Origin of the sequence: Demequina phytophila, assembly GCF_000971135.1 — a bacterium.
Taxonomy (GTDB): domain Bacteria; phylum Actinomycetota; class Actinomycetes; order Actinomycetales; family Demequinaceae; genus Demequina; species Demequina phytophila.
Window position 1 is genome coordinate 147,931 of record NZ_BBLW01000004.1, and the last position, 22,467, is coordinate 170,397.

22 protein-coding genes are annotated in these 22,467 nt (G+C 71.8%); 2 read left to right on the top strand and 20 right to left on the bottom strand.

Annotation, left to right across the window (positions count from 1 at the left end):
- Positions 1–92: 92 nt before the first annotated feature.
- Both AOM01_RS07620 and AOM01_RS07625 read left to right on the top strand, forming a co-directional pair.
- Positions 93–3,230, top strand: a complete 3,138-nt coding sequence (locus AOM01_RS07620) for a hypothetical protein (protein ID WP_062291381.1) — start codon at positions 93–95, stop codon at positions 3,228–3,230.
- Position 3,231: 1 nt separating this feature from the next.
- On the top strand, positions 3,232–3,636 hold the full coding sequence (locus AOM01_RS07625; RefSeq protein ID WP_062291384.1) for a hypothetical protein: 405 nt from the start codon (positions 3,232–3,234) through the stop codon (positions 3,634–3,636).
- 179 nt (positions 3,637–3,815) lie between these two features.
- On the opposite strand, the gene AOM01_RS07630 is transcribed toward AOM01_RS07625, so the two are convergent.
- The 20 genes from AOM01_RS07630 to AOM01_RS07725 all read right to left on the bottom strand — a co-directional run bounded on the left by AOM01_RS07630 (position 3,816) and on the right by AOM01_RS07725 (position 22,162).
- On the bottom strand, positions 3,816–4,580 hold the full coding sequence (locus AOM01_RS07630; RefSeq protein ID WP_062291387.1) for an alpha/beta fold hydrolase: 765 nt from the start codon (positions 4,578–4,580) through the stop codon (positions 3,816–3,818).
- 29 nt (positions 4,581–4,609) lie between these two features.
- Complete coding sequence (locus tag AOM01_RS07635) at positions 4,610–5,356, bottom strand: alpha/beta hydrolase (RefSeq protein WP_062291391.1); 747 nt, start codon at positions 5,354–5,356, stop codon at positions 4,610–4,612.
- Positions 5,357–5,388: 32 nt separating this feature from the next.
- The gene (locus AOM01_RS07640; protein WP_062291394.1) at positions 5,389–5,694 is read right to left on the bottom strand and encodes an Rv1322 family protein; all 306 of its coding nucleotides are present in this window, start codon (positions 5,692–5,694) and stop codon (positions 5,389–5,391) included.
- A 65-nt stretch (positions 5,695–5,759) separates the two neighbouring features.
- Positions 5,760–7,211 (bottom strand): glycoside hydrolase family 1 protein, encoded by a 1,452-nt coding sequence (locus AOM01_RS07645; RefSeq protein ID WP_062291397.1) that lies wholly within the window; start codon positions 7,209–7,211, stop codon positions 5,760–5,762.
- Positions 7,212–7,360: 149 nt separating this feature from the next.
- A complete protein-coding gene (gene nucS / locus AOM01_RS07650) occupies positions 7,361–8,056 on the bottom strand; it encodes an endonuclease NucS (RefSeq protein ID WP_062291399.1) in 696 nt (231 codons plus the stop codon).
- Positions 8,056–8,346, bottom strand: coding sequence for a F0F1 ATP synthase subunit epsilon (locus tag AOM01_RS07655; RefSeq protein WP_062291403.1), 291 nt, complete (start codon positions 8,344–8,346; stop codon positions 8,056–8,058). The genes nucS and AOM01_RS07655 overlap by 1 nt, the downstream gene beginning before the upstream one ends.
- 2 nt (positions 8,347–8,348) lie before the next feature.
- Positions 8,349–9,827, bottom strand: coding sequence for a F0F1 ATP synthase subunit beta (gene atpD, locus AOM01_RS07660; protein WP_062291406.1), 1,479 nt, complete (start codon positions 9,825–9,827; stop codon positions 8,349–8,351).
- 17 nt (positions 9,828–9,844) lie between these two features.
- Positions 9,845–10,741 carry a F0F1 ATP synthase subunit gamma gene (locus AOM01_RS07665; RefSeq protein ID WP_062291409.1) on the bottom strand — a complete coding sequence of 299 codons (897 nt, stop codon included), beginning with the start codon at positions 10,739–10,741 and terminating at the stop codon, positions 9,845–9,847.
- 3 nt (positions 10,742–10,744) lie between these two features.
- A complete protein-coding gene (atpA, locus tag AOM01_RS07670) occupies positions 10,745–12,376 on the bottom strand; it encodes a F0F1 ATP synthase subunit alpha (protein WP_062291412.1) in 1,632 nt (543 codons plus the stop codon).
- A 48-nt stretch (positions 12,377–12,424) separates the two neighbouring features.
- Complete coding sequence (locus AOM01_RS07675) at positions 12,425–13,237, bottom strand: F0F1 ATP synthase subunit delta (RefSeq protein ID WP_062291415.1); 813 nt, start codon at positions 13,235–13,237, stop codon at positions 12,425–12,427.
- A gap of 4 nt (positions 13,238–13,241) precedes the next feature.
- Positions 13,242–13,808, bottom strand: coding sequence for a F0F1 ATP synthase subunit B (locus tag AOM01_RS07680; protein ID WP_062291843.1), 567 nt, complete (start codon positions 13,806–13,808; stop codon positions 13,242–13,244).
- 2 nt (positions 13,809–13,810) lie between these two features.
- Positions 13,811–14,038: an ATP synthase F0 subunit C gene (locus AOM01_RS07685; RefSeq protein ID WP_062291419.1), complete on the bottom strand. Its 228-nt coding sequence runs from the start codon at positions 14,036–14,038 to the stop codon at positions 13,811–13,813.
- 58 nt (positions 14,039–14,096) lie between these two features.
- On the bottom strand, positions 14,097–14,948 hold the full coding sequence (gene atpB / locus AOM01_RS07690) for a F0F1 ATP synthase subunit A (RefSeq protein WP_369401559.1): 852 nt from the start codon (positions 14,946–14,948) through the stop codon (positions 14,097–14,099).
- Positions 14,949–15,023: 75 nt separating this feature from the next.
- Positions 15,024–15,443 (bottom strand): Cg1360 family ATP-synthase-associated protein, encoded by a 420-nt coding sequence (locus AOM01_RS07695; RefSeq protein ID WP_062291422.1) that lies wholly within the window; start codon positions 15,441–15,443, stop codon positions 15,024–15,026.
- The gene (locus tag AOM01_RS07700; RefSeq protein ID WP_082110086.1) at positions 15,440–16,696 is read right to left on the bottom strand and encodes an MraY family glycosyltransferase; all 1,257 of its coding nucleotides are present in this window, start codon (positions 16,694–16,696) and stop codon (positions 15,440–15,442) included. The genes AOM01_RS07695 and AOM01_RS07700 overlap by 4 nt, the downstream gene beginning before the upstream one ends.
- Positions 16,693–17,340, bottom strand: coding sequence for an L-threonylcarbamoyladenylate synthase (locus AOM01_RS07705; RefSeq protein ID WP_082110112.1), 648 nt, complete (start codon positions 17,338–17,340; stop codon positions 16,693–16,695). The genes AOM01_RS07700 and AOM01_RS07705 overlap by 4 nt, the downstream gene beginning before the upstream one ends.
- Before the next feature lie 16 nt (positions 17,341–17,356).
- The gene (prmC, locus tag AOM01_RS07710; RefSeq protein ID WP_062291428.1) at positions 17,357–18,247 is read right to left on the bottom strand and encodes a peptide chain release factor N(5)-glutamine methyltransferase; all 891 of its coding nucleotides are present in this window, start codon (positions 18,245–18,247) and stop codon (positions 17,357–17,359) included.
- A 26-nt stretch (positions 18,248–18,273) separates the two neighbouring features.
- Positions 18,274–19,356: a peptide chain release factor 1 gene (gene prfA, locus AOM01_RS07715; RefSeq protein ID WP_062291431.1), complete on the bottom strand. Its 1,083-nt coding sequence runs from the start codon at positions 19,354–19,356 to the stop codon at positions 18,274–18,276.
- Between the two features lie 13 nt (positions 19,357–19,369).
- Positions 19,370–19,579 (bottom strand): 50S ribosomal protein L31, encoded by a 210-nt coding sequence (gene rpmE, locus AOM01_RS07720; RefSeq protein ID WP_062291434.1) that lies wholly within the window; start codon positions 19,577–19,579, stop codon positions 19,370–19,372.
- Positions 19,580–19,807: 228 nt separating this feature from the next.
- Entirely contained in the window at positions 19,808–22,162 is a 2,355-nt protein-coding gene (locus AOM01_RS07725) for an immune inhibitor A domain-containing protein (RefSeq protein ID WP_062291438.1), read from the bottom strand.
- Positions 22,163–22,467 lie beyond the last annotated feature (305 nt).

Below are 22,467 nucleotides of genomic sequence, written 5' to 3' on the forward strand. Positions count from 1 at the left end.
TCCGGCGACTTTGTTCCGCGCCCCGCACGGGCACTACCCTGAGGGTCGAATGCGAGACCCGCGACGGCGTTGCCGCGCGACCGAGGAGAGTCATGGCCGAAGAGAACCTGCCGTTCCCGCTTGCGATGCGCGGCTATGACCGCGAGGCGGTCGCCGCCCACATCGCTCGCCTGGAGGACGCGGTCCGCGAGCAGACGAGCGCGGTCGAGCAGGCGCGTCGCGAGGCCCAGCAGACGCGGTCGTCCCTCGACGAGGCGCAGAAGTCGCTGCGTGAGGCGGAGCAGCCCACGTACAAGGGGCTCGGTGCGCGCGTCGAGCAGCTCCTGCGTTCCGCGGAGGAGCAGTCCTCCGACGTGATCGCGCGGGCCAACACGCACGCCCAGGACACCGTCGCCCGCGCCAACGTCGCCGCGCAGCAGCTGCGTGCCCGCGCGGACAACGAGGTCGCGGAGATCCTCGCCCAGAGCCGCCGCGAGGCCGATGAGATCAAGACGCAGGCCGAGCATGCCGCCGCGGGTCTCCGGGAGGCCGCCGAGCGTCAGGCGGGTGAGGCGATCGAGCGCGCCCAGCGCGACGCGGATCGCGTCCGCTCCGCCGCCGAGGCCGAGGCCGCCGAGGCACGCGCCACCGGCGAGCGCGAGGCCCACACGCTCCGTGCCTCCGTGGAGCGTGAGGCCACGGAGCTGCGCGTCACCAGCCAGCGCGAGGCCGCGGACCTGGTCGACGCCGCACGCGCCGACTCCGAGCAGAAGCTCGCGCACGCCCACCAGGAGTCGAGCCGGCTGCGTGACGAGGCCGCCGCGTTCCTGGCCGCCTCCCACACCGAGGCCGACGAGCTGACCGAGGCGACCCGGGTCGCCACCGAGCGCCTCAAGGCGGACGCCGCGCGCATCGTCGCCGAGTCCCGCGAGGAGGCCTCGGCGACTCGCAAGGCGGCGGAGGCCGCCGCAGGCCACTCGATCGCGGAGGCCGAGCGCGAGGCCGCGAACCTGCGCGCCGTCGCGGAGGCCGAGGCCTCGGACATGCGCATCTCCGCCGAGAGCGACGCGGCCACCATGCGCAACGACGCGGCGGCGGCCCTCGCGGAGGCGACGGAGGAGGCGCAGGAGGCGCGCGACGCCGCCGAGCACGATGCCGCGGAGGCGCGCCGGATCGCCGCCGAGGAGGCCGCCCAGCTGCGCGCCCTCGCGGAGCGCGAGACGGGCCAGCAGCGCCGCGAGGCGGACGCGTATGTCGCGGACGTGCGCCACACCGCCGAGCAGGACGTCGCCCAGCTGCGGCACGCGGCCGACCAGGACGTCGCCGAGCTGCGCGCCGTCGCGGCGCGCGAGACCGCCGCGCAGCGCACCGCGGCGCAGGCGGAGGCGACCGAGGCGCGCGACAGCGCCGACGCCTACGCCGCCGAGCTGCGTCAGGAGACCGAGGCGTGGGTCGCGCACCTGCGTCAGGAGACCGAGGCCTGGTCCGCGACGGAGCGACGTGACGCCGAGGCGTTCGCCGCGACCCTGCGCAAGGAGACCGAGGCGTGGGCGACCGCCGAGAGGCGCGAGACCGATGCGACGGTCACCGCCCTGCGCGAGGCCACCGAGGCGTGGGCCGCCAACGAGCGTCGCGACGCCGAGTCCTACGCGGCCGCGCACCGCGAGGAGGCCGAGGCGTGGGCCGTCGACCTGCGCCGCGAGGCGGAGTCCTACGCCGCGACGCAGCGCGAGGACGCGGACAGCTACGCCGGCGCCTTGCGCAAGCGCGTCGAGGCCGAGGTCGCCGCGCTGCGCGAGGACGCCGACGCGTACGCGAGCGCGCTGCGCAAGCAGGCCGAGGCCGAGGTCGCCGCCCTGCGCGACGAGACCGAGGCGTGGGCCGCGGACGAGCGCCGCACCGCCGACGCCGAGGTGGCCGCGCTGCGCGCCGCCACGGCCGTCTGGGATGCCGAGCAGCGCGAGGCCACGGACGCCGACCTCGCGCAGCAGCGACGCGAGCACGAGGAGCTGGTCGCGTCGCAGCGGCAGGACGCCGACCTCTACGACGCCGACACGCGCCGCGAGGCCGACGGCTACGCGGGCGAGACCCGCCGCGTCGCCGATGCGTACGCGACCAAGGAGCGCCAGACCGCCGAGGCCTACGCCGCCGAGCAGCACCGTGCCGCGGACGCGTACGCAGCGCAGCAGCGCCGCGACGCCGACGCGTACGCAGCGCAGCAGCGCCGCGACGCCGACTCGTACGCCACGCAGGTGCGCGAGACGGCCGACCAGGAGGTCACGGACCTGCGTGACACGGTGGACGCCGAGGTCGCGGATCAGCGCCAGGCCGCCCACGCCGCCGCCGAGACGGTGCACGCCGAGGCCGAGGCCCTCCTCAAGGACGCGCGCCGTCAGGCGGGCGAGCTGCGCCGCGCCTCCGAGGAGGAGGCGACCGCGGTGCGCGGCGCCGCCACCACCGAGGCGCTCCAGATGCGCCAGGGCGCCGAGTCCGAGACCGCGGACCTGCGCGCGACCGTCAACGCCGAGCTCGCGGAGCTGCGCTCGACCGCGGACGCGGAGGCGACGCGCCTCACCCGCGAGGCCGAGTCGGCCCTCGCCCGCGCCCAGCAGCAGGCGTCGGACCTTCGCGCGGCGTCCGACCGCGACTCCAAGGACGCCCTCGCCAACGCGAAGGCGGAGGCGAAGCGCCTGGTCGAGACCGCGACCGTCGAGTCGACCCGCATGCGCGAGGAGGCCCAGGCCGAGGCGGAGGCCGCGCACGAGGACGCGCGGCGCACCCGCGAGGACCTCGAGCTCGAGGTGGTGACCAAGCGCGAGCAGTCCGAGCGCGAGCTCACGCGCCGCCACGAGGAGGCCACCGCCGAGACCGCCGCGATGGTCGCGGACGCCAAGCGCCGGACCGCCGAGGCGGAGGACCGTCTCAGCGCGACCCTCGAGCGCGCGGAGTCCGTGCGCCGCGAGGCCGAGGTGCACTCCCAGACGCTCCTCACCAACGCGCGCAACAACGCCGACGAGATCGTCTCGGAGGCGCGCGAGCACGCCGAGGCGATCATCTCCGAGGCCGTGAGCGACGCCGAGCGCGAGCGCACCATGGCCGCGCGCGAGGTCGACGAGCTCAACCGCCAGCGGGAGTCCATCACCACCTACCTCGACGACCTCCGCGGCCTGCTGTCCTCCGACCCGGTGGGCAACCTGGCCCGCGCGAGCCGCCTCCAGGCGGAGCACGAGGCCGAGCGCAGCGAGGCCTGACGTGGCCTCGCGCGACGACCACCAGCGTCTCGCGGACGCGCTCGACGCACGCCGGCGGGCGGAGGCGCGCGAGGCGTCCGTGCTGCTGGCGGCGTTCGCGCGGGACGCGGCGGCGGCGGGCGTCGAGCCCGAGACTCTCACCGCGCGCACGTACAGCGGCTCCGCGCGCGTCCGCACGCAGGTGCGGGGCTGGTATCTCAAGCGCGACCGGTCCGTCGGCGTGGACACGGAGGGTCGCTTCTACATCCTGTCGACGCCTGGCGGCCTCAAGGAGCGCCTGCGGGGCGCGATGCTCGCCCCGTCGGATCCCCCGCTCGAGCTGGGGCGTGGCGGCCGCGACGGCGAGTCCCTGCCCCTCACCGAGGCCCTCAGGCTCCGTCTCGACGGCGGGAACGGCTGGGGCTGAGGCCCGCGGCACCCGGCCGTGCCGAGCGCGGCTCTCGCCGGACATGAGAAGGGGGCACCTCACGCCCCCCTCGTGGTGAGGTGCCCCCGCTCGCCATGGTGGCACGGCGCCGCGCGACGCGCCAGGGCCGCCGCCCATATTTCACAAATCGGAAACGCGGGACAAGCCGCCCAGGCGGTTCAGCCCGCGTCGGCGCGGTCGACGAGGTCCGCGACCAGCGCGGCCACCCGCGAGGGCGCCTCCCATGCGCTCAGGTGTCCGACGCCGTCGAGCACCTCCGCCTCGACGCCCAGGGCCTCCGCCATGGTGCGGGCGGCGTCCACCCCCGCGATCGAATCGTGCTCCCCCACCGCGACGAACGCGGGCACCTCGAGCGCCGCGAGCACCTCGGTGCGGTCAGGGCGCGCCGCCATCGCCCGCTGCCCCCAGGCGATCCCGTCGCCGCCGTGCCTCGCGATGTTCGCGGCGACGGCGGCCACCAGGGCCTCCCGTGCACCGTCCCGCATGCCTACCAGGCCCTCCGCGGCGCCGCGCGGGTCCGGGTGCCCGTCCGAGCCGTCCACCCGGTCCGCGAGCGCGAGGCGCGCCTCACGCGCCTCGTCCGTGTCCGCGGCGCTCCTGGTGCCCAGCAGGCCGATCGCCGCGATCGCCTCCGGGTGGCGCTCGGCGACGGCCATCGCGATGTAGCCGCCCATCGAGCACCCCACCCAGACGGCCTTGTCGCGGCCCGTGACCTCGCGCATCGCGAGCACGGCGGCGTCCGCGATGAGCTCGAGCGACGGCTCCTCCTCGGGCAGAGGCATGTCGCCGATGCCGGGGACGTCGAACGTGATGATGTCGCCCGGCAGGACGGGCAGCGCCTCGAGCAGCGGGTCCCACTGCGACCGGTCGACGGGGAAGGCGTTGAGCAGCACCAGCGGCGTGCCGTCGGGAACGAGGCTCACGGGCTTCTCCTCTCGGGGCTGACCTGCCCTCATTCCACCATGGACGCGGGGACGGCGTCGGGCAGCGGCGCGCGCTCGGGCGCGACTCGCGAGACGATCGCGTCGAGCACGATCCGCACGAACCTCTCCCCCACCCACAGGTGCTTGGCCTCGGGCACGTCGATCAGCTCGAGCTGCGTGAGCGGCGCGAAGCGGACGCGCGCCTCGGCGGGCTGGAGGAAGTCGTCGTGCTCGGGGACGAGCGCGGTGACGGGCCTGCCCGTCGCGGCCCAGCTCTCGAGGTCCGCGTCGGTCGCGCGGTGGAGCGGGGGCGACAGCAGGATCGCGCCCTCGACGTCGAGATCCGCGCCGTGCATGAGCGTGAGCTCCGTGCCGAAGCTCCAGCCGACCAGCCAGCGGCGCGGCAGCCCGCGGCTCACGGCGAAGTCGACGGCGGCGCGCACGTCGGCCCCCTCGGGGACGCCGCCGCCGAACTCCCCGCCGCTGGTCCCGCGCGGCGAGGACGTGCCGCGGGTGTTGAAGCGCAGCACGGCCACGCCGGCGAGCGCCGGCAGCCGCCATGCGGCCTTGCGGTACACGTGCGAGTCCATGAACCCGCCGTGTGTGGGCAACGGGTGCAGCGTGATGAGGGTCGCGGTGATGGGCCCCTCGGCCGGCAGCGCGAGCTCGCCCACGAGCGTGAGCCCGTCCTCGGTGCGCAGCTCGATCTCCTCGCGATCCGCGCGCAGCACCGTCATCGAGCGCAGCTCGACCAGGTCGGTGACGTCCTCGGTCATGGTGTCCTCTCTCCGCAGGGGCGGCGCCGGGTTCAGCGCGCGCGTCCGAACGACTGCCAGCAGCCGGTGTGCCAGTGGCGGCGCGCGTCCGCGGCAGCCTCGGCACCCATGATGCTCTCGACCGGCCACGCGACCACGTGCGGGGTCTCGCCCGAGATCTCGCCCTGGCAGCCGGGGCACACGAAGGTGCGGTCGCTCGGGCGCGGGGTGGCGACGTAGAAGTCCTCGCCCCGGGGTCCGGTCTCGATCCGCGCGCGGTTGCCCCAGACGCGGTCGACGTCGAGCTCCTCGTGGGGCCGGCCGTACGGACGCTTGGACGAGCGGCGACCGGAGGGCATGGCGACCAGTCTACGGGCGGACGATGCGCGGCTCACCCGGCCCGCGCATCGTCCCCTCGCCTCTCTCAGTACGTTCGCGCCGGGGTCTCCACGTGGGCCTCGAGCTCCGCGAGCGGGAGCGGGTCGCGGCGCTCGATGGTCGCGCGGTACCAGTAGGCCGCGTCCTTCCAGGTGCGCGCCTGGGTCGCGTAGTCCACGCGCACCAGCCCGAAGCGCTTGGCGTAGCCCTGCGCCCACTCGAAGTTGTCCATGAGGCTCCATGCCATGTAGCCGCGCACGTCGGCGCCCTCGGCGATCGCCGTCTCGACCGCCCGCAGGTGGTCGTGGAGGTAGGCGACCCGCGCATCGTCCCTCACGCGGCCGTCCTCGCCCAGGACGTCGTCCCAGGCGCCGCCGTTCTCCGTCACGTAGAGCGGCTTGCCGGTCTCGCGGTGGATCTTCATGAGGTGCGCGTGCAGCGCGCCGGGGTCCACGTTCCAGCCCATGGCGGTGAGCTCACCGGGCGGGGTCATGAACTCGATCTGCTCGTCTCCGGGCCACGGCGAGTTGGTGCCGGCCTTGTGGCCGTCGGCGAGGGTCGCGACGTCGGACGATGCCGCGGCCTTGCGGGCGTTGTGCCTCACCACGTGCGAGGCGTAGTAGTTCACGCCGAACCAGTCCACCGCCCCATGCATCTCGTCGAGGTCGCCGGGGTGCACGAACGACCAGTCCGTGAGGTGCGCGGTGTTCGGCTTCAGGATCGCGGGGTACGTGCCGTCGACGAACGGCTGGTGGAACATCGTGTTCGCCAGCGCGTCGATGTGCGCGGCGGCGTCGCGGTCCCGCGGGTTCGAGGGGTCCCACGGGCGCGGCGTGTGGGAGTTGTTGACGATCCCGACCTGGAGCGCGGGGCGGGCGGACTTGATCGCGCGGTAGGCGCGGCCGTGCGCGAGCAGCAGGTGGTGGGCGGCGGTGAGGCCCTCGACGTCGTCCGCGTGGCCGGGCGCGTGCGCGCCGGAGCCGTAGCCCACGAACGAGCTCACCCACGGCTCGTTGAACGTGGCCCAGGTCTCGACGGCGTCACCGAGCTCCTCTGTCATGCGCAGCGCGTACGTGACGAACGCGTCGACCGTGTCGCGGCTGAGCCAGCCGCCCTGGTCCTCGAGCGCCTGCGGCAGGTCCCAGTGGTAGAGCGTCGCGAGCGGGGTGATGCCGCGCTCCCTGAGGCGCGCGACCAGCGCCCTGTAGAAGGCGATTCCCTCGGGGTTGAACTCCCCCGTGCCCGTGGGCTGCACGCGCGGCCACGAGATCGAGAAGCGGTACGCCTGCAGGCCCAGGTCCACCATCATGTCGATGTCGCGCTCCCACAGGTGATAGTGGTCGCACGCGACGTCGCCGGTGTCCCCGCCGACGACCTTGTCGGGCGTGTGGGTGAACGTGTCCCAGATCGACGGGCCGCGGCCGCCCTCGGTGGCGGCGCCCTCGATCTGGTAGGCGGCGGTGGCCGCGCCGAAGATGAAGTCCTGAGGGAAGGTCATGGCGCGAGCCTAGCCGAAACGATTCGACCCGCGTCCCGCCACCGGTTCGCTCAGCACGGTCGGCGAGCCGCCGCGCCGGGCAGCGAGGGACGATGCGCGGGTCGGCTCCGCGTGTCGCGTGTCGGACCGTGCGCAGCGAACTGCCGCGTCTAGAAGAGGCGGTCGCTGAGGTCCTCGTTGCCGCGCATGGACTCGTAGTCGAGCAGCAGGCAGCGGATGCCGCGGTCCTCCGCGAGCACGCGTGCCTGCGGCTTGATCTCCTGCGCAGCGAAGACGCCGCGGACGGGGGCGAGCAGCGGGTCGCGGTTCATCAGCTCGAGGTAGCGCGTGAGCTGCTCGACGCCGTCGATCTCGCCGCGGCGCTTGATCTCCACCGCGACGGAGCCGCCGGCGGAGTCGCGGGCGAGGATGTCGACGGGGCCGATCGCGGTCATGTACTCGCGGCGCACCAGGCTGTGGCCGTCGCCGAGCAGGGTGATCTGCGCGGCCAGGAGCTCCTGGAGGTGCGCCTCGACGCCGTCCTTGATGAGGCCGGGGTCCGCGCCGAGCTCGTGCTCGGTGTCGGACAGCACCTCGTGGAGGTCGATCTCGAGGCGGTCGTCGGTCTTGTCGTGCTGGACCACCCAGACCGCGGTGACGCCGCGCTCCGCGGCCTCCTCCGTGACGGAGGAGGTCCGCAGAGTGCACGGCGGGCTCATCCAGTTGAGCGGCTTGTAGGAGCCGCCGTCCGAATGAAGCAGGACCGAGCCGTCGGCCTTGACCATGATGGCTCGGGTCGCGAGCGGAAGATGCGCCGAGAGCCGCCCGGTGTACCGGGCCGCGCAGCGCGCGATCACCACCCGCATCAGTGAGCGGCCGTCTCCCCGGCCTCGCCCGTGGCGACCACGGGCTCCACGACGACGGTGACGATGTCGTGGTCGAAGGAGACGAAGCCGCCGTCGATGGCGAACTCGGCGTCGCCGTCGGCCCCGCCGCGCACGCGCACGGTGCCTGCCCGCAGGACGGACAGCACCGGCTCGTGCCCGGTGAGGAGGCCGATCTCGCCCTCCACGGTCGGGGCGATGAGACGCTCCGCCGTCCCCGACCAGAGGACCCGGTCGGGGGCGACGACGTCGACGGTGAGCGGACCGGCCATGATCAGCCGATCTCCTTCTGGATGCGGGCCCAGTTCTTGTCGAGGTCCTCGAGACCGCCGATGTTGAAGAACGCCTGCTCCGAGATGTGGTCGTACTTGCCGTTGACCAGGCCCGAGAAGGCCTCGACGGTCTCGGACAGCGGCACGGTGGAACCCGCGACGCCCGTGAACTGGGTCGCCATGTACGTGTTCTGCGAGAGGAACTGCTGGATCTTGCGCGCACGCGCGACGATGATCTTGTCCTCCTCGGAGAGCTCGTCCACACCGAGGATCGCGATGATGTCCTGCAGCTCCTTGTTGCGCTGGAGGATCGACTTCACGGCGTTCGCGGTCTCGTAGTGGTCGCGGCCCACGTAGCGCGGGTCGAGGATGCGCGAGGTCGACGTCAGCGGGTCCACGGCCGGGTAGAGGCCGCGCGACGCGATCTCACGCGACAGCTCCGTGGTCGCGTCGAGGTGCGCGAACGTGGTGGCCGGGGCCGGGTCGGTGTAGTCGTCCGCGGGCACGTAGATCGCCTGCAGCGAGGTGATCGAGTGGCCACGGGTCGAGGTGATGCGCTCCTGGAGCTGACCCATCTCGTCGGCGAGGTTGGGCTGGTAGCCCACCGCGGACGGCATGCGGCCCAGGAGGGTCGACACCTCGGAGCCCGCCTGCGTGAAGCGGAAGATGTTGTCGATGAACAGCAGCACGTCCTGCTTCTGAACGTCGCGGAAGTACTCCGCCATCGTCAGCGCCGACAGGGCGACGCGCAGACGCGTGCCCGGCGGCTCGTCCATCTGGCCGAACACCAGGGCGGTCTGGTTGATGACGCCGGACTCGGTCATCTCCTCGATGAGGTCGTTGCCCTCACGGGTGCGCTCGCCCACACCGGCGAACACCGACACGCCGTTGTGGTTGTTGGCGACGCGGTAGATCATCTCCTGGATGAGGACGGTCTTGCCGACGCCCGCACCGCCGAAGAGGCCGATCTTCCCACCCTGCACGTACGGGGTGAGGAGGTCGATGACCTTGATGCCGGTCTCGAACATCTGGGTCTTCGACTCGAGCTGGTCGAACGCGGGCGCCTTGCGGTGGATGGGCCAGGTCTCGGTGATCTCGATCTTCTCGCCCTCCTTCCCGTTGAGCACCTCGCCGGTCACGTTGAACACGTGGCCCTTGGTGACGTCGCCGACGGGCACCGAGATGGGCGCGCCGGTGTCGGTGACCTCGGCGCCGCGCACGAGGCCGTCGGTCGGCTTCAAAGCGATGGCGCGCACGAGGTTGTCGCCCAGGTGCTGGGCGACCTCGAGGGTCATGTGGAGCACGCCCTCGTCCTCGCCCTGCGAGGACAGGTCGATGTCGACCGTGAGCGCGTTGTAGATGTCGGGGATCGCGTCGGCCGGGAACTCGATGTCGACGACCGGGCCGACGACGCGCGAGACGCGACCGACGACGGGCGCGTCCTCGGCGTGGGCCGGGGTGGTCTCTGCGGTGGTGGTCATGGATCTCTCGCTTCTTGTCACGAGGCCGCGAGCGCATCGGCGCCCGAGACGATCTCGCTGATTTCCTGGGTGATCTCGGCCTGACGCGCCTGGTTGGCGAGCCGGGTGTAGTTGCGGATGATGTCCTCGGCGTTCGAGGTCGCCGTGTTCATCGCGCGCTGACGGCTGGCGAGCTCGGAGGCCGCGCAGTGCAGGAGGCTGCCGAAGATGCGCGACTCGATGTAGCGCGGGAGCAGTGCATCGAGCACCTGCTCCGCCGACGGCTCGAAGTCGTAGAGGGGCTCGATCTCGCCCTCCTCGGTCTCCTCGACGCCCTCGACGATCTCGAGCGGCAGGAGACGCAGGACCTGCGACTGCTGGGTCACCATGGAGATGAACCGGGTGCCGACGATGTAGATCTCGTCGACGCCGCCGTCCTCCTTCGACGCCTGGAAGCGCTCGAAGAGGGCCCGTGCCATCTCGCGGGCGGTCTCGCGGTCCGGCGCGTCGGACGCGCCGGTCCACTGACCCGCGAGCTCGCGGCGACGGAACGCGTAGTACGACACGGCGCGGCGGCCGGCGGCGAACTGCACGATCTCCTTGCCGTCCGCCTGGAGGCGGCCGCGAAGGCGCTCGGCCTCACGGATGACGTTCGCCGAGTAGGCGCCCGCCATGCCGCGGTCCGCGCTGATGACCAGCACGGCCGCGCGGCCCGTGTCCGTACGCGCCGTCGTCAGCGGGTGGTCGACGCTCGAGTGCGCCGCCACCGCGCTGATCGCGCGGGTGATGGCCCGCGTGTACGGGGTGGCGTGCTCCACACGGAGGCGCGCCTTCCCGATACGCGAGGCCGCGATGAGCTCCATCGCGCGGAAGATCTTCTTGAGCGAGCTGGTCGCCCTGATCTTCTGGCGATAGACGCGCTGCTGTCCGGCCATCGGCTACTTCTTCTCCGCGACGATGCGCTCCTGCTCGACCGCGACGCTCTCGCCGTCGTCGACCGACGACTCGGTGGTGAGGTTCACGCTCTCACCCTCGAGGAAGGTCGACACGAAATCGTCGACGTGCGTGTGCAGCGCGGACTCGTTGTCGTCCGAGAGCTGGCCCGTCGAGGCGATGTCGTCGAGGATCGACGTGTTGCGTCGCAGGTGGTCGAGCAGCTCGCGCTCGAAGCGCAGCACGTCGCCCACGGCGATCTTGTCGAGCTTGCCCTTGGTGCCGGCCCACACGGACACGACCTGCTCCTCGACCGGGAACGGCGAGTACTGGGGCTGCTTGAGCAGCTCCATCAGGCGCGCGCCACGGGTGAGCTGCTGACGCGAGGCCGCGTCGAGGTCGGACGCGAACATCGCGAACGCCTCGAGCGAGCGGTACTGCGCGAGCTCGAGCTTGAGCGTGCCGGAGACCTTCTTCATGGCCTTGACCTGCGCGGAACCACCGACGCGGGACACCGAGATGCCGACGTCGACAGCGGGGCGCTGGTTCGCGTTGAAGAGGTCCGACTGGAGGAAGATCTGGCCGTCGGTGATCGAGATCACGTTGGTCGGGATGTACGCCGAGACGTCGTTCGCCTTGGTCTCGATGACCGGCAGGCCCGTCATCGAGCCGGCGCCCATCTCGTCCGACAGCTTCGCGCAACGCTCCAGCAGGCGGGAGTGCAGGTAGAAGACGTCGCCGGGGTACGCCTCGCGGCCCGGCGGGCGGCGGAGCAGCAGCGACACGGCGCGGTAGGCCTCGGCCTGCTTCGACAGGTCGTCGAAGATGATGAGGACGTGCTTGCCGTCGTACATCCAGTGCTGACCGATCGCGGAGCCGGTGTAGGGCGCGAGGTACTTGAAGCCGGCCGGGTCGGACGCGGGGGCCGCGACGATGGTCGTGTACTCGAGCGCGCCGGCCTCCTCGAGGGCGCCACGCACGGAGGCGATGGTCGAGCCCTTCTGGCCGATGGCGACGTAGATGCAGCGGACCTGCTTGGTCGGGTCGCCGGTCTCCCAGTTCGCCTTCTGGTTGATGATCGTGTCGATCGCGATGGCGGTCTTGCCGGTCTGGCGGTCGCCGATGATCAGCTGGCGCTGGCCGCGGCCGATCGGGATCATCGCGTCGATGGCCTTGAGGCCCGTCTGCAGCGGCTCGTGCACCGACTTGCGCTGCATGACGCCGGGCGCCTGGAGCTCGAGCGCGCGGCGCGCCTCGGTCTCGATCTCGCCGAGGCCGTCGATCGGGTTGCCCAGCGGGTCCACCACGCGGCCCAGGTAGCCGTCGCCCACGGCGACGGAGAGCACCTCGCCGGTGCGGTGCACCGACTGGCCCTCCTCGATGCCCGTGAACTCGCCGAGCACCACGACGCCGATCTCACGGACGTCGAGGTTGAGCGCGAGGCCGAGCGTGCCGTCCTCGAAGCGCAGCAGCTCGTTGGCCATGCAGCCCGGAAGGCCCTCGACCTGCGCGATGCCGTCGGCCGCGAGCGTCACGCGACCCACCTCGTCGACCACGGCGCCCTTGGGCTCGTAGGACTTCACGTAGCTGTCGAGTGCAGCCCGGATCTCGTCGGGGCTGATCGTCAACTCTGCCATGCCATCTCTCCTGTCAGTGCCGCGGTGGCGGCGAATGGTGCGTCGGGTCTAGCCGACAAGTCGTCGTCGTGCCTCGTCGAGCCGGGACAGCACGGTGCCGTCCACCACCTCGGACCCGACCTGAACTCGGATGCCGCCCAGGACCTCGGGGTCCACGGCGACGTTGATGAGCACCTCGCGTCCGTACGCGTCCGTGAGGATGCGTGCGAGGCGCGTGCGCTGGGCCGCGCTGAGCTCGACCGCGGCCGTGACCTGCGCCACGACCTTGTCGCGGTGCTCGGCCGCGGACTCGAGCAGCGCGTCGATCGCCGGGACGAGGCGACGGCCGCGCGGGTTGCCCACGACGCGGCGCAGCAGCGCCTCGGTCGTCGGGACCAGCTTGCCGCCGAGCACGCCGTCGAGGAGCGCGACGCGCGCCTCCTTGGTGGCGGACCGGTTGCTGAGCGCCGAGAGCAGCTCGCGGTTCGCGACCAGCTCGCGCTGCACGCGGAACAGCTGCTCCTCGACCTGGTCGAGGGTGCCCTGCGTCTGCGAGTACGCGAAGATCGCGCGCTCGCCGGCGTCGTCGATCGCCTCGGCGAGGTCCTGCTCGGCCGACCAGCGGGCGCCGGCGAACGACGCGAGGACGTCCTTGACCCTCGCGTCGTACGCCGAGAACACCGCGGCGACCAGTCCGGCCTTGGCCTCGGCCGAGCGAGCGGGGTCGGTCAGCGCACGGCGGAGCGAGCCCGACGCGTCGATCGCGTCGACGGCGGCGAACAGCTGCTCGGCGAGGACCAGGCCCTCGGCTCCGCTCGCCGTCACCACCGGTTCGAACTCACGGAGCACCGCGTCTCTCGACGCCTGGCTCGTTCCACGCATGTGCTTAACCCTCCGCCTTGACGGTCGTCTCGAGCTCGGTCAGGAACGCGTCGATCACGCGCTGCTGACGCGCGTCGTCCGCGAGGGACTCGCCCACGATGCGCGACGCGAGGTCGGTCGCGAGCGTGCCCACCTCGGAGCGCAGCGACACCACGGCCTGGTGGCGCTCGGCGTCGATCTGGCGCTGGGCCGTCTCGACGATCCGCTCCGCGTCGGTGCCCGCACGGCGGCGGGCCTCGGCGAGGATCTGCGCGGCCTCGACGCGCGCGTCCTCACGGATGCGCGCGGCCTCGGCACGGGCCTCGGTGAGCTGAGCCGTGTACTCCTCGAGCGCGGCAGCAGCCTCGGCCTGAGCCTTCTCGGCCTTCTCGATGCCGCCCTGGATGAGCTCCGCGCGCTCGTCGAGCACCTTCTGGATCTTGGGGAGGAACACCCGCGTGAACACGACCGCGATGATCGCGAAGATCACGATCGACCACAGCAGGTCGTAGGGGGCGGGCAGGATCAGGTCCGCACCCTCCACCTCCGTGGTGTGCGCCTCCTCCGCGAGAAGCAGAGTCTGGGCGAGCATCATCAGAAGATGAAGCCGGTGACCAGGCCGAGGAGCGCGAGCACCTCGACGAACGCGACACCGATGAACATGGTGGCGCGGAGCTGGCCGGAGACCTCAGGCTGGCGCGCCATGCCCTCGATGGTCTTGCCGATCAGGATGCCCAGACCGATGCCGGGGCCGATCGCGGCGAGGCCGTAGCCGATGGTCGCGACGTTGCCGGAGACCTCAGCGAGAGTGGTGGTGTCCACTGTGTGTTTCCTTCCGTTGTGACGAGGCCGGGGCTTCCGGCCGCGCAGGCTTGGGGGTTTAGTGCTCTTCCTCGAGTGCCATGTTGAGGTACACGGCCGCAAGCATGGTGAAGACGTACGCCTGAAGCAGGGCGACGAAGATCTCGAACAGCGTGAAGGCGAAGCCGGCGGCGAACGTCACCGCGGCCATCGACTTCATCGCGCCCGCCGCAGCGAAGAAGAAGTACTGCGTGGCGGAGAAGCACAGGACCAGGAGCAGGTGACCCGCGATCATGTTGGCCGCGAGTCGCAGCGCGAGCGTCGCGGGACGCAGGATGAACACCTGGAGGATCTCGATGGGCGTCAGCAGCAGGTAGATCGCCTTCGGCACGCCCGGGGGGAACAGGTTGTTCTTGAGGTAGCCGCCGAGGCCGTGCTTCTTCACGCCGTACGCGAGGTACAGGACGTACACCCACAGCGCCATGATGATCGGCAGGCCGATCAGCGACGTGCTCGCGATGTTGAGGAACGGGATCACGCCCGTGATGTTGAAGAACGTGATCGCCAGGAAGATCGTGGTGAGGATCGGGAGGAACCGCTTGGTCTCCGCGCCCATGACGGGCTCGACGATCTGGTCCTTGACGAAGTCGAGCATGAACTCGAGGGCGCCCTGGAGGCGGCCGGGGACCACCTTCGCGCGGTTCGCGACGAACCAGAACAGGGCGATCAGCATGAGGGCCGCGATGACGCGGACCATCATGATGCGGTTGAACTCGAAGATGGTGCCGTCGCCGAAGATGGCGGGCGGGAAGAAGTCGGTGATCGACGGGGCGTGGAAGCCGTCCGAGCTGAACATCCTCTCGATGTAGCTCTTCGACCCTCCCGAGTCGGTGGCTTCAGCGCTCACGACCGCGGCCAGCAAGTTCCCCACGAAGTCTCCTGTGCGAATGGCTTCTTGGGCGCGGACCACCGTCCGGCGCCGTTGACTGGCCCAAAGCCTAACGCATCAATCCCCGGACGAAGTACCCGGATCGGCGTACGGAATGCGCGCTTTGCGCATCACCGCGACGTCCACCGCGAGGGACGCGATGATGCCCGTCACGGCGGTCGCGGCGAAGGCCTCGCGGTGGAAGCCGTCGACCCCCTGAAGTAGCAGGAGCGCGATGATGATGACGGCCATCTTGCCCAGCCAGGAGAAGGCCACGATCCCCGCCATCACGTGCGGCGGCTTGCGGTGCGCGACCAGCATCGAGACCTGCGTGGGGATCGCGCCGATGGCCGCCACGACGGCGCCCACGAGCGCCGCGACGGCACCCTCGGGCCCGACCACGAGCCAGGCGACGGCGGCGCCGATCACGGCGATCGCGACCAGCACGATCGTGGTCACCTTGATGGCGCGGCGGTACAGCTGCTCCTCGGCGGTCACTTCTCCTCCTCGGAGTGGGGGACGGTGGACGATGCGGCGGTGGCCCCGGTCGCCGAGGCGACGGCGGGCGCGGGGCCGGCGGGCGCATCGTCCCCGTGCCGTCCCTCCGGGGTGATGCGCTGCAGCGCGAACACGGCGTGTCCCGCGCGGCGCCACTGGCGCGAGAAGAACCGCGCCAGGCGCGGGGAGAACGTGATCGCGGCGGCGGCCACCACGCCGAGGCTCGTGACGAGCACGGCGCCCCACAGCGGCAGGAACACCACGGACACCGTGCCGAACGACAGCACCGCGGTCCAGATGTAGAGGACGGTGACGGCCCAGCGGTGCGAGTGGCCGCGGCGCAGCAGCAGGTGGTGCAGGTGGTGCTTGTCCGGCGAGAAGGGCGAGTCGCCGCGCGCGGTGCGCCTGATGACCGCGGCGCCCATGTCGACGAGCGGCACGGCGAGCACCATGATCGGCAGCAGGATCGGGATGAACGCGGGGATGCGCTCGCGCTCCGACACCACGGCGGGGTCGATCTGACCCGTCACGATGATCGCGGCGGCGGCGAGCATGAGGCCCAGCACCATCGAGCCGGAGTCGCCCATGAAGATGCGCGCGGGATGGACGTTGTGCGGCAGGAAGCCCAGGCACGCGCCCACGAGCAGCGCCACCACGATCGCGGCGAGCGACGAGTAGTCCCCCGGCGTCGCGGACCGCGCCAGCATGTAGGTGTACGTGAAGAAGGCGAGACCGCCGATCGCGATCATGCCCGCGGCGAGGCCGTCGAGGCCGTCCACGAAGTTGACGGCGTTCATCGCGATCACCACCACGAACACCGTGGCGATGAGGGAGACGTACGAGCTGCCGATGGTGACGCCCGCGATGGGCACCGTCACCAGCTGGACGCCGCCGGAGGCGAGCACCAGCCCGGCGAGGAACTGGCCGGCGAGCTTGGCCATCCAGTCGAGGTCGAAGATGTCGTCGACCATGCCGAGCGCGCACACGATCGCGGCGGCACCGAGCACGGCCCACGCCTCGCGGCCCGCCTCGAACACGGGGAAGAGGAACGGGATGGCGGAGGCGACCACCCCGGCGGTCGCGAGGCCCAGGAAGATCGCGACGCCGCCCAGGCGCGGGATGGGCGTGGTGTGGACGTCGCGCGCCCGCACCGCGGTGATGGCGCCCACGCGGAACGCGAGGTGACGCATGGCCGGTGTCGCGACGTAGGTGACGAGCGCCGCGATGGCCATGAGGGTGAGGTAGACCTTCACCCGTCGTCACCTGCGACGGCGTCCTCCCCCACGATCTCGACGATGCGGGCGTGGGAGATGCCTCCCTGGCGGACGATGCGCAGGCGGGGGCCCGTCGCATCGACGATGGTCGAGGCCACGCCGAGCGGGCTGTCGCCCGCGTCGAGGTAGACCGCGACCGAGGCGCCCAGCTGCTCCTCGGCGCCCGCCGCGGTGGTGGCGGCGGGCTCGCCGGTGCGGTTCGCGCTGGTGACCGCGAGGGGTCCGGTGCGGGCGAGGAGCGCGAGCGCCGCCGGATGGTCGGGCACCCGCAGCGCGACGGTGCCGTGGGTCTCCCCCAGGTCCCACGCGAGCGACGGCTGCGCCTTGACGATGACGGTGAGCGCCCCGGGCCAGCACTCCTCCATGAGGGAGCGGGCCGCATCGGGCACCTCGCGCGCGAGGCCGTCGACGGTGCGCACGCTCGGGATGAGCACGGGCGGCGGCATCTGGCGGCCGCGACCCTTGGCCGCGAGCACGGCCGCGACGGCGTCCGGCTGGAACGCGTCGGCGCCCACGCCGTAGACGGTGTCGGTGGGGAGCACGATGACCGCGCCGCGGCTCACCGCGTCGACGGCGGCGTCGAGCGACGGCCCCCAGGTCGAGGGGTCGTGGGTGTCGAGGATCACGGGGTCAAGTGTCTCAGACGCCCACGCGGGTCGCGACGAGCATGCGCTCGCGCCCCGTGAGGTCCGTGAGGGTGCGCACGTCGCCCCACCACTCCGACGACTCCGCGTAGGCGCGCATCGCCGCGCCCTGCTCGTCGCCGTGCTCCATGATCAGCGAGCCTCCCACGCGCAGCAGCCGCTGGGCCTCGTCGAGGATCGCGCGGGGCACGTCGAGGCCGTCGTCGCCGAGGCCGTAGAGCGCCTGCGGCGGGTCGTGGAGCGCGACCTCGGGGTCCCGCGGGATGGCGGCGGTGGGCACGTAGGGCGGGTTGGTCACCACCACATCAGCGCAGGCGTCGAACTGGCGCAGGCAGTTGCGGGCGTCCGCGTACACGGAGCGCAGGCGCGCGCGGACGTCGGCGGGCTGGGCGCGCGCGTTGAGGCGCAGGTAGACGAGCGCCTCCTCGCTCGCCTCGACCATCGACACCTGCGCCTCGGGGACCTCCGTGGCGACGGAGATGCCGATCGCGCCGGAGCCCGCGCACAGGTCGGTGACGCGGACCTCGCCGCGCAGCTCGAGAGCGGAGCGTGCCGCGGCGATGGCGACACCCGCGACCACCTCGGTCTCGGGACGCGGGATGAACACGCCCGGCCCGACCTGCAGCTCGAGCGAGCGGAAGTACGCCTTGCCGGTGATGTGCTGCAGCGGCTCGCGGTCGATGCGGCGGGTGACACGCGCCTCGAGCAGGTCGAGATCAGCGCCCGGGGGCCAGTCGTCGTCCCGCGCGGCGGCGGTCCGGATGTCGGTGGGCTCGAGGCCCAGGGTGTGGGCGATGAGCACGATCGCGTCGTGGTGCGCGGACGGCACCCCCGCCTCGGCGAGGCGGCGGGTGGTATCGCGCAGACGCTTGCCGACGGTAGGCACGGTCGGAGTCTACGGGTTCGGCGCGGCTACTCTGCCGCGGAGAGGCGGGCGGCCTCGTCCGCGTCGATCGCGGACTGGATCACCGGCTGCAGGTCGCCCGCGAGCACCTGGTCGAGGTTGTAGGCCTTGTAGCCGGTGCGGTGATCCGCGATGCGGTTCTCGGGGAAGTTGTAGGTGCGGATGCGCTCCGAGCGGTCGACCGTCCGGATCTGCGACCTGCGCATGTCCTGGGCCTCGGCCTCGGCCGCCTCCTTCTGCGCGGCGAGCAGCCGGGCGCGCAGGATGCGCAGCGCCGACTCCTTGTTCTGCAGCTGCGACTTCTCGTTCTGGCAGCTCACCACGATGCCGGTGGGCAGGTGGGTGAGGCGGACGGCCGAGTCGGTGGTGTTGACAGACTGGCCGCCGGGGCCGGACGAGCGGTACACGTCGACGCGCACCTCGTTCATGTCGATCTCGACCTCGGAGACCTCCTCGACCTCCGGGTAGACCAGCACGCCGGCGGCGGACGTGTGGATGCGACCCTGCGACTCGGTGGCGGGCACGCGCTGCACGCGGTGGACGCCGCCCTCGTACTTGAGCTGGGCCCACACGCCGTCCTCGGGCTCGACGGAGCCGCGCGCCTTCACCGCGACGGACACGTCCTTGTACCCGCCCATGTCGGTGTGCACGGCCTCGAGGACCTCGGCCTTCCAGCCCTTGGTCTCCGCGAACTTGAGGTACATCTTGAGCAGGTCGCCCGCGAACAGCGCGGACTCCTCGCCGCCCTCGCCGGACTTGATCTCGAGGATCACGTCGCGGGCGTCGTCGGGGTCGCGCGGGATGAGGATGCGCCGGAGGTGCTCGGTGGCCTCCTCGACGGCGTCACGGAGGGCCGGGATCTCCGCGGCCATCTCCGGATCGAGGTCCGCCAGCTCCGTGGCGGCCTCGAGGTCGTCCTGGGCGGCCTGCCAGGAACGATGTGCTGCGACGACGCGGCCGAGCTCCGCGAAGCGACGCCCGAGCGTGCGCGCCCTGCCCCCATCCGCGTGAACGGCGGGGTCGGCGAGCTGGTGCTCGATGTCGGCGTACTCGTCCAGCATGGGCTGGACGGCTGCGAAGGCCTCGGCCACGTCGTCGGGCGCGTTACTTCTTGTTGCCGTAACGGCGCTCGAAGCGCGCCACGCGACCACCGGTGTCCATGATCTTCTGCTTGCCCGTGTAGAACGGGTGGCAGGCCGAGCAGACCTCGACGCTGATCGCGCCGGCCGTCACGGTGGACTTGGTCTCGAACGTGTTGCCACAGGTGCACGTGACAGTGGTGGCCACGTACTCGGGGTGGATGTCCTTCTTCATGATCTCCCTTAGTTCGCCACCGGGTCCTTCGCGTATCTCGCGTCGGTGAACCGGCAACCGTGGACCCCGTCCGCAGGCGGGGCCAACGAACTATTCTGCCATGCCTGTCAAGGGGAGCCTCGCCGCCAAGGTCCCGGCGCATCGTCCCTCGCCTGAGCGCGCAAGCGGCGCCCCGGGAGCGTGGCTCCCGGGGCGCCGCCGCTGTCACGCGGTCAGGCGGTCAGGCGGTCACGCGACCTTGACCGTCATCGACGTGCCCTTCTGCTTGACCACGCGGATCTCCACGCCCTCGGCGGGGAGCTTGACGCCGTGGTTGGGCAGCTCCGCGAACCAGTACTGGTCCGTGTCGTCGAACACGGGGTTGCCGCGCGTCCCACGGATCGGGCTGCGCTTGCCGTCGACGTGGAGCATGACCGAGTCCGTGCGCTGCAGCCCGAACGGGGCGTCGTACACCTGGACACGTGCGCGCCACAGGTCGCCGTTCACGTTCCGCAGCGGCTGCGGGTGGGCGTCGATGTAGAGGTTCCGTCCTCCGCCCGGGTGCGCGAAGGTGTCGTTGTCCGCGAACGAGGTGTCCCAGTAGGAGATCAGCAGGCCCTCCTGGTACGCGTAGTGGTCCACCCAGTCCGGCCGGGTGCTCGCGTACCCGAAGAAGTACGGCCCCGTCTCGAGGTACCTGTCGTACGAGACGTAGGAGCGGTGGGCCGCGATGTAGTAGTGCGGGTGGTCCTCCGTGCTCGTGGTGCCCACCACCGAGAATCCGTCGACGGTCCAGCCGTTGTCGCCGTCCTCCGCGCCGTCCGCGAACACCCCGTCGATCGCGATGTCGTCGAGGAACAGGCCGTCGACCACGTCGGGGTCGTTGCCAGCGACTCCGCCGTCGGTGGTGTACCGGATGCGCACGTCCACGGTCCGGCCCGCGTACGCGCTCAGGTCGAACGTCGCCGCTTCCCAGTCGGCCTGCGTCCCGTCGGTGGCCTCGATGCCGCCGCCGATGTCGTGGGTGGTGCTGCCCGCGATGGGCACGAACCCGTCGCCCGCGTCGACCTCGACGTAGAAGTAGTCGTAGCCCTCCTCGATGTCGTACCGCGCCTGGAACGTCAGCGCGGGCGACCCCTCCGGCAGCGTGACCGAGCGGGTCAGCGTGCTGGTGAGGTCGTCACCCGTGCCGCTGTACCACTGGGACTCTCCCGACGCGGGCGCGCCCAGGTCGGTGGTGAGGGTCTTCTCGGGAAGGGACACGATCAGCGCCTGCGTCTTGCGGGAGTTGTACTCCGCGGGCCCCAGGTCCACCTTCGCGCGCTCCCCCGCGTCGACGAGCTCGTAGTCGAGCCACCCGAGCTGGAGCTTGTTCCACGCGCCCAGGTCGCCGCCGCGCTCGCCGATCCCGTCGTCGTCCCTGGCGCCCAGGCGGCTCTGCGCCATGAGCGTCCAGTGCTCGTTGTTGTTGTCGCCGCCGGACTGCACGTTGTAGTCGTCCGGCAGGCCCAGGTCGTGACCGTACTCGTGGTAGAACACGCTGCGGCCGCCGTTCTCGGGCTGCATCGTGTAGTCGCCGATCCACACGCCCGAGTCGCCGATCTGGGTGCCGCCCAGCGGGTTCGCCTCGGGGCCGGTGCGGCCCGCGGCGGTGTAGTACGCGTACCAGCGGTGGGACCAGATCGCGTCGCCGCCGTAGATCGGGTCGCCGTCCGCCTGGTCGCCGCCCGCGTGGACGATCTGGAAGTGGTCGATGTACCCGTCGGGCTCGTTGAAGTCGCCGTCGCCGTCGAAGTCGTAGCGGTCCCACTCGTCGAACGAGGCGAGGTCCGCGTCCACCTCCTCGACCGACCGGCCCTGCGCCAGCTGATCCTCGTACCAGACGTTCGCCGCGTCGCGCACGAGGTCCCACACGGTCGAGCACACGTTGCTGCCGCAGGCGTCGGTGCCGTAGCGGCCCTGGGTCGCGTCGACCTTGACCCAGTCGGTGACCTCGCCGTCGACGCTGTAGCGGCCCGACGACTGCGTCTCGTAGTAGTCGCGCAGCGACTCGCCGTCACCGAAGTACAGGTCCTGGAAATGGTCCTGCGAGTAGTCGGCCTGCCACACGGTGCTGTTGTCGACCGTGCGGTCGGGCTCCGGGATCTCGTTGTGGAGCGGACCCTCGGTGCGCTGCGCGTCCTCGGCGGGCGCGTACGGCGAGGGCTCGTCGCCGAACTCGGCGAGGATCACGAAGACCCTGTCGGTCGCCTCGCGCGACAGCTCCACGTACTGGTCCTGGGTGTGCGGGCGCGACTTGCCGTGGCGCGCGGACCTGGAGTCGGCCGGCGGCGCCTCCTCGGTGCCGACCTTGACCACCTCGCTGCCGCCGCGCTGCTCGGGCTGGAGCTCGCCCTCGAGGACGCCGGTGATGGCGGTCTCGCGCAGCGCGCTGCGCTTCTCGTCGAGCGGGTTGGGCAGGTTGTCCGACGGCGGGGCCGTCGAGGGGGCGGGATCTGCGGGCGGGACGGCCGCGATCGTCGGGGCCGCCGTGGCGGCTGGCGCCGCGACCAGGGTTGCTCCGAGAGCCACCGCCGTGGTGGCTGCCAGCAGGGACTTGGGCATGCATCTCCTCCATGCGTGAGGAGCGCCGGGCACGCTGATGACGGGCGCGGCGCTCTGCTCGGCGGTCCGGTCCGGCCGCCGCGGGATGCGCCGCCCCCTGTGCTGCCTCGACCCGATCGGATCCGGCACCTCTACGTCGCGTCCCGACCTCCAGGATTATCACCGTCCGGGCCGAAGGTCCTGGTGTGGGGCGTTTCTCACATTCGCCCGGGTTGTCGGGCGGCGCGTACGGGCCTGTGCCATGATCCCGGGCGCGCGTCGGGGAACGCGAGGGGCCGGGCCCGCCTCGCGGCGGACCCGGCCCT